This is a genomic window from Actinomyces sp. ICM39, assembly GCF_000282935.1.
Lineage (GTDB): Bacteria > Actinomycetota > Actinomycetes > Actinomycetales > Actinomycetaceae > Pauljensenia > Pauljensenia odontolytica_B.
Map to the genome: position 1 here is coordinate 1 of NZ_ALCB01000051.1, position 9,056 is coordinate 9,056.

At 65.0% G+C, this 9,056-nt stretch carries 9 protein-coding genes, 1 tRNA gene and 1 pseudogene; all 11 read right to left on the reverse strand.

The features are described 5' to 3' along the window. On the reverse strand, window positions 1-1,582 hold a 1,582-nt coding region (locus tag HMPREF1137_RS02780), incomplete at its 3' end, for a CAP domain-containing protein (RefSeq protein WP_007588677.1). 267 nt (window positions 1,583-1,849) lie between these two features. Further along, window positions 1,850-1,922, reverse strand: a tRNA-Ala gene (locus HMPREF1137_RS02785). A gap of 136 nt (window positions 1,923-2,058) precedes the next feature. After that, window positions 2,059-2,793: a histidine phosphatase family protein gene (locus tag HMPREF1137_RS02790; RefSeq protein WP_007588671.1), complete on the reverse strand. Its 735-nt coding sequence runs from the start codon at window positions 2,791-2,793 to the stop codon at window positions 2,059-2,061. Then, window positions 2,790-3,215, reverse strand: a complete 426-nt coding sequence (rsfS, locus tag HMPREF1137_RS02795; RefSeq protein ID WP_007588685.1) for a ribosome silencing factor — start codon at window positions 3,213-3,215, stop codon at window positions 2,790-2,792. Before rsfS ends, HMPREF1137_RS02790 begins: the two co-directional genes overlap by 4 nt. A 13-nt stretch (window positions 3,216-3,228) precedes the next feature. Next, window positions 3,229-3,939, reverse strand: a complete 711-nt coding sequence (nadD, locus tag HMPREF1137_RS02800) for a nicotinate-nucleotide adenylyltransferase (RefSeq protein WP_007588676.1) — start codon at window positions 3,937-3,939, stop codon at window positions 3,229-3,231. Then, the gene (locus HMPREF1137_RS02805) at window positions 3,936-5,216 is read right to left on the reverse strand and encodes a glutamate-5-semialdehyde dehydrogenase (RefSeq protein ID WP_007588687.1); all 1,281 of its coding nucleotides are present in this window, start codon (window positions 5,214-5,216) and stop codon (window positions 3,936-3,938) included. Before HMPREF1137_RS02805 ends, nadD begins: the two co-directional genes overlap by 4 nt. 37 nt (window positions 5,217-5,253) lie before the next feature. Beyond that, a complete protein-coding gene (gene proB / locus HMPREF1137_RS02810; RefSeq protein WP_034496494.1) occupies window positions 5,254-6,381 on the reverse strand; it encodes a glutamate 5-kinase in 1,128 nt (375 codons plus the stop codon). Further along, window positions 6,378-7,901: a GTPase ObgE gene (obgE, locus tag HMPREF1137_RS02815; protein ID WP_007588672.1), complete on the reverse strand. Its 1,524-nt coding sequence runs from the start codon at window positions 7,899-7,901 to the stop codon at window positions 6,378-6,380. The genes proB and obgE overlap by 4 nt, the downstream gene beginning before the upstream one ends. Before the next feature lie 75 nt (window positions 7,902-7,976). Then, the gene (gene rpmA / locus HMPREF1137_RS02820) at window positions 7,977-8,234 is read right to left on the reverse strand and encodes a 50S ribosomal protein L27 (RefSeq protein ID WP_003792637.1); all 258 of its coding nucleotides are present in this window, start codon (window positions 8,232-8,234) and stop codon (window positions 7,977-7,979) included. Between the two features lie 34 nt (window positions 8,235-8,268). Continuing rightward, the gene (rplU, locus tag HMPREF1137_RS02825) at window positions 8,269-8,589 is read right to left on the reverse strand and encodes a 50S ribosomal protein L21 (RefSeq protein WP_003796298.1); all 321 of its coding nucleotides are present in this window, start codon (window positions 8,587-8,589) and stop codon (window positions 8,269-8,271) included. A gap of 219 nt (window positions 8,590-8,808) precedes the next feature. Beyond that, window positions 8,809-9,056 (reverse strand): annotated as a pseudogene (locus tag HMPREF1137_RS02830) (hypothetical protein); the annotation flags it as partial.

Genomic DNA, 9,056 nt, shown 5'->3' on the forward strand with positions numbered 1-9,056 from the left:
TCGGGTTCTGCGGGGCAGGAGCCTGGGTCATAGGGTTCTGCGGGGCAGGAGCCTGGGTCACAGGGTTCTGCGGGGCAGGAGTCTGGGTGGCCGGATCCTGCGGGGCGGGAGCATCAGCTCCGGGGGCAGGCGTCTGCTCGCCCTCACCGATCGACGGGTTTACAGGGCGATCCGAGGCATCGACGGACAGCGTCGTGCAGCGCGTCAGAGCCTCGCGATACTCAGCGGCGGTCAGGTAACGGCCCGCCTGGCCGCCAGCCTTCAGAGTCACGCCACCATCCTTTTCAGGACGGACGGAGGTCTGGGCGGCGATGGAGTCAGCGACGCGATCGAGCTCCGCATCAATGTCAGCGAGCCTCGCTGCCGGCTTCTCATCGGCCACGGAAGCGAGGTAGGCGTCGAGTGCACCCTGGGCCTCGTTCACGGAGGTCTGAGCGTCGATCACCGCCTGCTGCTTATCGGCGTCAGCAGTGGGCGCAACGGGAGCGGGGGTCGAGGTCGAGGGAGTAGCAGATCCAGCCTTGGCAGGAAGGCTCGACACGTCGACAGGGAGGGCGACACCGGGAAGCGAGCCCACCTTGTTCTGCCAGGAGTTGGCACGCTGCGCATCGCCGCCACCAGCCAGACCGGAGACGTAGTTCGTGTTGTCGGCATTGAAAGCGCCACCGTTGAAGCCGTAGGCGGAGGCGGTGTCGCCCGTGGTGTGGAAGCGGGAGACGTTAGGCGAGCCGCCGGTGATCGCATAGAACTTCTGCGTTCCGTAGATGCGGGTGAACTGTCCGTGCTTAGCGATGTGCACGCCCACGCCCACGACATTGTTCTGAGCGAGCATGTTCTTGTCATGGCCCGAGGAGTTCTTCCACTGATCGAAGAGTGCATCCGCAGCCTGCATCGGGTTCTTGGTGGTGCCGTAGGCGCCCCACTTGTCCCCGAAGTTCTCACGGTGGTTGTAGGCAATGTTCTCGCCCGCGTAGGACGTATCACCACCGTCGAGCTTGCCCGCACCGAAGTACTTATAGTCGGGGTCATGATTGAAGTTGTCCGTGTCGGACATATGCTGGCTCCACGCGCGCGCATCCGTGGTCACAGTGTCAGAAACAACCAGCTCAGGCAGGCCAGCATTCGCACGGTAAGCATTCATCTTCTGAACGATGAGCGCTTCAATGATGCGCGCCTGGGTGGCATCGTCGACCTGAGACCAGTCAACCCAGTCGAGGCCGCGATCGGTCGTGGCCGACGTTGCGGCAGCGGCATCGCCAGCCGAGGGAGTGGACTGGAGCGCCGCCTGCTGAGCGGCCTCGAGGGCCGCCTGAGCATCAGCCAGAGCTGCACGAAGCTCAGCCTCGCGCGCAGGATCGGCGGCGGAAACAGAGGAGCTGCCTGCCGCTGCAGCAGCGTAGCTGGCAAGCAGAGGGTTATATTCCGCGGTAATGCGGCCTTCCGCACCGGACAGAGAGTTGCAGAACGCATCCTCTGACGTCACCGTCCCCTCAGCGAGGGTGGGGATAACAACGAGGGATGCTGCTATTGTCGTGGCGGCGAGAACCACCGAGGTATGGGTGCGAGTGAGCTGGAACGACATTGGCTACCGGCCTATCACTATGAGACAAAGACAGACAAATCTTTCCATGCGGTACGCTGTTTTTCAAGGTTTTTTGAGTAAATAATTACAGGCAAATACACCGTTTTGCAACGCTTTTTAGGTTTGACAGATTTTGAACATCCCACATGCCGATACCAAAACGTTATATTTCAGATAAAACAACTGACCAAGCTGCAACCACAAGCGCGACCACTGCTCAAGCAACAAAAAAAATCGACATCCGAAACCGGATGTCGAAATTTTCTGTGGAGCTAGGGGGATTCGAACCCCCGACCTCTTCCATGCCATGGAAGCGCGCTACCAACTGCGCCATAGCCCCGTTATTTAGTTCGTCGCCCTGGCGACCTGATAAATAATAGCGAACACTCGGACAATTGCGCAAATCCAATGCAGTGCCCCTCGTCACAACTGATAAAAACCTTGGTAATCTGCGGCAACGAGGGGCCCGAGCGTCGTCATGCTCCGAGGATGTCCTCACGCGAGCCAATATTGTGCGAGGCAAGCCTCCACCCGGTCACAGCTGCGCTCTTGGAGGTCGACATCCCTACGGGCACGAGTTCCGACCAGTGGCAGTTGTCCACGCCTCGCAGTCCGTTGAAGACCGCCGGATCCAGGCCCAGCAGCGACACGATGCCACGCGCGATCGCGGAGCCGTGCGAAACGACGATCAGAGACTGGTCCCCGCGGCATGCCCGTGCCGCTTCCAAGACAGCATCGCGAACGCGCTCACCCACGACCTCGGAGCGTTCCACCTCGGCGAGGTCACACTCCCCCTGCGCGCGATACTGCGCGTAGGCCTCGGGCTGCTCGCTGGCGATCTCCTCGTAGGTCTTGCCCTCGAAGCTCCCGTAAAAGCGCTCCGTGAGCCGTTCATCGAGCTCCGGCCCTTCGCAGGGGTAGCCCGCGATATCGAACACACGCGCGACGATTGTCGCGGTATCCACCGCGCGCCCCAGGGGCGAGCTCACGATACGCACTCCCCCGTCGTCGTAGCTGCGCCCATCTTCGGCGGCAATCATGCCAACCTCGGCGCTCGGCTCGCACAGGCGGCTCACCAGCACACCGGCGGCGCCCGCTGCCTGGGATCGTCCGGCCTCGTTCAGGGGCTTATCGATGCGCCCTTGGAAGCGCCGCGCCAGGTTGAAGTCCGTCTGCCCGTGGCGCATCAGGACGATTCGCGAAGCACTCACTGCGCGGCCTCCGCACCGTGTGCAGCCGCACGCTCCGCGGCAGCGGCACGAGCCTCGTCAGTGTCAACGTCGATCGGCACTGCCGGGCAGTCGCCCCACAGGCGCTCGAGAGCGTAGTACTCGCGCTCGTCCTCGGACAGGACATGGACGAGCAGATCCGAGTAGTCCAGGAGCACCCACGTGCCCTCCGCACGCCCCTCGATGTGGGCGGGGCGGCGCTGATGCTCGGCCCAGATACGATCCATGATGTCCTCGGCGATGGCGCGCACCTGACGGTCCGTCGGCGCCGAAACAACCACGAAGGCATCCGCCAGGGCGAGCTTGCTGGTCACGTCGACAAGCACCGGGTTGATGCCGCCGCGGTCATGCGCGGCGCGAGCAACCAGGCTCGCCAGTTCTGCGGTAGCGTCGGGAAGGCTCACGTTTCTCCTTGGGTTAGGACCGGTACAGGCCGTATTTGTTGATGTATTGGACGACGCCGTCGGGCACCAGGTACCACACCGGCTTGCCCTCTTCGACGCGCGTACGGCAGTCCGTCGACGAGATCGCCATGGCGGGGACCTCCAGCAGCGACACGGACTCGTGCGGCAGGCCGGGATCCGACAGGTTGTGCCCGGGGCGCGTCACGCCGATGAAGTGCGCCTGCTCAAAGAGCTTATCGGCGTCCTTCCACTGCGCGATCTGCGCCAGCGCGTCAGCACCCGTGATGAAGTAGAAATCCGAGTCCGGGTATTCCCGAGACAGATCCGCCAGCGTATCGATCGTGTAGGTCGTCCCACCGCGGTCAATATCCACGCGAGACACGGCAAAACGAGGGTTCGAGGCGGTTGCAACGACCGTCATCAGGTAGCGATGCTCCGCCGAGGTCACGTGACGGCCAGCTTTAAAGGGCTGCATCGCGGCCGGAACGAACACGACCTGGTCAAGGCCGAAGACGTCCATGACCTCCGAGGCCGCAACGAGGTGACCGTGGTGGATCGGATCAAAGGTGCCGCCCATGATGCCGATCGCGCGGCGCCGACGCAGCGCGCGCGGGGGATGCTGGGGCGAGGCCGGGGCTGCGGTGGCCCCTGCTGTGGCCTCGGTGGTCTTTTCGATCGAGGCCTCGTCGGAGGCCTGCGCCGTGTGGTTATCCTGCGCGCTCACGGGCGGATCGTTCCTTCTCCCTCGTAGATCCACGTGGTCGTGGTCAACTCGGTCAGGCCCATGGGTCCGCGCGCGTGCAGCTTCTGGGTCGAGATACCAACCTCGGCGCCCAGGCCCAGCTGTCCGCCGTCCGTAAAGCGCGTCGACGCGTTCACAGCAATCGCAGCCGCGTCAACGCCCGAACGGAACGCACGCACGGCGGCGACGTCGGAGGCAACGATTCCCTCGGTGTGGCCCGAGGAATAGCGACGGATGTGCTCAATCGCCTCGTCAACATCGGTGACGACGCGCACCGCCAGGTCCATCGACAGGTATTCGGTCTCCCAGTCGACCTCGGTGGCGTCAACAATCATGTCCGCGTCAATCGACGGCTGGCCATCGACGATGGCCCGTGTGGCCTCGTCAGCGTGAATCGTCACGCCCGCAGTCGTTAGGCGAGTAACGGCAGCGACGAGGAAACGCTGAGCGATGTCGGCGTGAACCAGGAGTGTCTCCGCCGCGTTGCACACGCCCACGCGCTGCGTCTTGGCGTTCATGATGATGGCCTCGGCTGCCTCCAGGTCGGCGGAGGCATCCACGTACACGTGGCAGTTCCCGGTGCCGGTCTCGATGACCGGAACACGCGACTCCTCGACGACAGCGTTAATGAGCCCCGCTCCCCCTCGCGGAATCAGCGCGTCAATCGCGCCACGCGCACGCATCATCGCACGCGCGCCCGCACGTCCCCACGGATCCACAGTGGTAATCGCGTCGGCGGGCAGGCCGACGGAGGTCAGCGCATCGCGGCACACCTCGATGAGCACGCGGTTCGAGGACTGCGCGGCGCTTCCGCCGCGCAGCACGACCGCGTTGCCGGCCTTAATCGCCAGTGTCGCGGCATCAATCGTCACGTTCGGACGGGCCTCGTAAATGATGCCAATGACGCCCAGAGGCACTCGCTCCTGCGTGACGCGCAGGCCGATGTCGGTGCGCATTCCGCGAACGACCTGACCGATCGGGTCGGGCAGACCCGCGATCTCGCGGACGGCCTCGGCGATTCCACGAATACGACCGGAGGTCAGAGCGAGGCGATCCAGCAGGCCCTCGCTCATCTGCTCCGCGCGACCGCGGGCGACATCTTCAGCATTAGCGGCCAGGATCTGGTCACTGCGCTCCACCAGCGCAGCGGCAATCGCCTCAAGACCGCGATTCTTCGCCTGCGTGGTCGCATTCGCGAGAGCGCGAGCAGCCGTGCGGGCGGCATCCGTCACCTGGGAAATATCTGCAGCAGTATTCACGTGGCCATGATGACACACGTCAGCGCCTCAAGCCGCGTCAGTCAGCGCTCAGCGCGGAAAATGCGTCGCCCAACACCGCCAGGTCATCGCGGTGAATCGCGGGCCGGGGATGCTCGTGTCCGGCTGCTGCCAGCTCGGCAGTCCCCGAACCGGCAATCTCGGCCAGCGTGTCGGAGTCGTATCCAGAGACTCCTCGAGCGACAAGACCCGTCGGCGAGGCAACATCCACGACATCGCCCGCCTCGAAGTGACCGAGCACCGAGCGCACGCCGGCCACCAGCAAAGACTTCTTGCCGACCGTGATCGCATGCGCAGCACCCTCGTCAACGATGATCTCGCCGCGTGACGGTGCCACGTGGGCAATCCACAGGCGGCGCGAGGCCGGACGCTCCTGGGAAGGCTCGAACCACGTGCCAACCTTCTTGCCCGCGAGCACCGACTCCAGAGCATCGGCGCAGGCGAGCTGCACGCCGATGCCGCTGGTGGTCGCCAGCATCGCGGCCTGCACCTTCGTTGCCATGCCGCCCGTGCCCACGCGCGAGCCCGCACCCGTCACGAGCACGCTCATGAGGTCGTCCGCGCTCTCGACACGTTCGATCAGCTTCGAGCCCGGGTGGTCCGGAGGAGCCGTGTAGAGGCCGTCGACGTCCGTCAGCAGCACGAGGGCGTCGGCCTTGATCATCTGGGCAATGAGCGCGGCAAGACGATCGTTATCGCCAAAACGCAGCTCGCGGGTGGTCACCGCGTCATTTTCGTTGAGAATCGGGACAACACCGAGCCCGAGGAGTCGCGTCAGCGACGCGCGCACGTTCGTGTAGTGGTCGCGGCGCATGACATCGTCGGTCGTCAGCAGCACCTGAGCGGCATCCAGGTGGTGCGCCTGGAAGGCGGCTGTCCACCGTGCCATCAGGAGCCCCTGCCCCATCGCGGCGGCGGCCTGCACACTCGGCAGGTCCTTCGGCTTGGAGGTAAAGCCGAGCGGATCAAGGCCCGCTGCGACCGCGCCCGACGACACGATGACGACCTCGCGGTCCGCCCCGCGCCAACGCGCCACGAGGCGCGCGACCGAGTCGATACGATTCAGGTCCAGGCCGCCGTCCTCGCGCGTGAGCGACGACGAGCCGATCTTAACGACGATGCGAGAAGCCGCGGACACTCCGCTCATGACTGATCCGACGCGTCGGTCCAGTGCCCGGCCTGGCGCTCCGTCCACAGCTCGTCACGGGCAGCGGTCTTGGCATCCATGACCTGGTGGTACACCTCGCGGCGCTCCTTACGGCTCGGGCGCGCGTTCTGGTCCAAGCGCAGGTCGGTGCCGCGCGAACCCAGCAGCTCCGGTCCGGTTGTGAGGGTCGGCTCCCAGTCGAAGACGACGCCTCCGTCCAGGTCGCCGATCACGACGGTGTCGCCGGCGACCGCGCCGGCCTTCATCAGCTCGTCCTCGACGCCCGCGGCGTTCAGGCGATCCGCAAGGTAGCCCACGGCCTCGTCGTTCGCGAAGTCGGTCTGACGCACCCAGCGCTCCGGCTTGTCGCCGCGCACCTGGAAGACCTCTTCGCCATCCTTACGGGTCTTGCGCACTGTGATCTCCACGCTACGCCCGACGGCCTTCGGACGGATGACGGGGCGGGCGGCCTCGAGGGCGGGACGCTTCGCGCGTTCCTCCTCAACGATCGCGGCCAGAGCAAAGGACAGCTCCTTGAGGCCCTCGTGGGACACGGCGGACACCTCGAGGACGGGCCAGCCGAAAGACTCCAGGTCCGGGCGCGTAATCTCGGCGAGATCACGCCCGTCCGGAATATCGATCTTGTTGAGGACGATGACGCGGGGGCGCTCCATGATCGGCACGTAGCCCTCGACCTGCGTCAGGTCACCCTGGTAAGCCTCCAGCTCTGCCTCGATGATGCGCAGGTCCTCAACCGGCTCACGATCGGTCTCGAAGGCGGCGGTGTCGAGCACGTGCACGATGACGGCGCAGCGTTCGATGTGGCGCAGGAAATCCAGGCCGAGGCCTCGTCCCTGGGAGGCACCGGGGATCAGGCCAGGGACGTCGGCGACCGTGTAGCGCGTATCGCCGGCTGACACCACACCCAGGTTCGGGACCAGCGTCGTGAAGGGATAGTCGGCGATCTTCGGGCGCGCCGAGCTCAGGGCCGCAATCAGCGATGACTTACCCGCCGACGGGAAGCCGACGAGAGCCACGTCCGCAACGGACTTCAGCTCAAGGATGACGTCGCGCTCCTCGCCGGGCTCGCCCAGCAGGGCGAAGCCGGGGGCCTTACGAGCCTTCGATGCCAGCGCAGCGTTGCCCAGGCCGCCGCGGCCACCCTCGGCGACCACGTAGCGGGCGCCCGCACCCGTCAAGTCGGCGAGCAGCTCGCCCGACATCGACTTGACGACCGTGCCCTCGGGAACCGGCAAGATGATGTCTGCGCCGGTCTTTCCCTGGCGGAAGTCACCCATGCCGGGCGTACCGTTATCCGCACGGCGGTGCGGGCTGCGGTGGTAGTTCAGCAGCGTGGTCTCCTGCTCGCTCACCTCTAGGATGACCGAGCCGCCATTACCGCCGTCACCGCCGTCAGGGCCGGCCAGCGGCTTGAACTTTTCACGCTTAATCGAGGCAACGCCGTTACCGCCGTTGCCACCCATCGCGTGCAGAGTCACGCGATCCACGAAGTCTGCCACTATTGCTCCTGACGACTGAAAATGAATGTTGAAAAGGGCGCCCGGCAACGCCGGACGCCCTTTATGCGCGCGGTCTCAGGCAGAGACCGGCGAAACGCTGACGACCTTGCGATCGCGCTTGCGGCCGAACTCAACCGCACCGGCGCGCAGGGCGAACAGGGTGTCATCCTTGCCACGGCCAACGCCGTCGCCAGGGTGGAAGTGGGTGCCGCGCTGACGAACGAGGATCTCACCAGCGTTGACCAGCTGGCCGCCGTAGCGCTTCACGCCGAGGCGCTGCGCGTTCGAGTCGCGACCGTTACGGGAGGAACCAAGGCCCTTCTTATGTGCCATCAGTTGCTACTTTCTGCTCGTGGGAACGTCGGGTTCAGGCGATCTCGGTGATCTTGACGACCGACATCTTCTGACGGTGTCCCTGGCGCTTGCGGTAGCCCGACTTGTTCTTGTACTTAATGATGGAAATCTTGGGGCCCTTGGCCGAGTCAACAACCTCAGCCTTGACGGAAACCTTGCCCAGCTTGGCTGCGTCAACAGTGATGGCGTCGCCATCCACCAGCATCAGCGGCTGGAGCTCGATGCTCGAACCGATTTCTTCTGCCAGCTTGTCGACGACGACGACGTCACCGACGGACACCTTTTCCTGCCGGCCGCCAGCCTTGACGATCGCGTAGACCACGTTGGAGCTCATCTCTTCTCGTATTCGTAACCGGAATCGCGCCTCGAAACTGCCGAGGACTTGTCTCATTGTCATGATTCCGTTGGCGCTTGTTGCGCCGACGATCAAATTTAGCCGATTCGCACGCCGGATTGCAAGCCGGCACGGTCACGGGCGGGTGTGAAGTGCTGTGCGATTCCACACCCTGCGCTCGGGGGAGGGATGATCGCCCCTCCCCCGGCGCCTGGAGCATTAACCGGCGTCAACGATGCCGGTCGATACGGCGCGACGACGACGCTTGACGCGCGGCTGATCGCTCGCCTCGGGAAGCGCAATGTCATCGGTCGACTTGGTCGGCACCGCCGGGGCGCTCACCTCAGCGCGCGCGGGCAAGTCGATGACGACGGGGGCGGGAGCCGCGTCGGGCTCGACAATGCCGGTCGAGACGGCAGCGCGGCGCTTGCGAGTCTTGCGCGGCGCGGCGGGCGCCTGGGCGGGAG

Excerpts from the sequence above, each read along its gene's own strand:
- rplU (WP_003796298.1), bottom strand. The coding sequence starts at position 8,589 with ATGAGCTCCAACGTGGTCTACGCGATCGTCAAGGCTGGCGGCCGGCAG.
- rpmA (WP_003792637.1), bottom strand. The coding sequence starts at position 8,234 with ATGGCACATAAGAAGGGCCTTGGTTCCTCCCGTAACGGTCGCGACTCG.
- proB (WP_034496494.1), bottom strand. The coding sequence starts at position 6,381 with ATGAGCGGAGTGTCCGCGGCTTCTCGCATCGTCGTTAAGATCGGCTCG.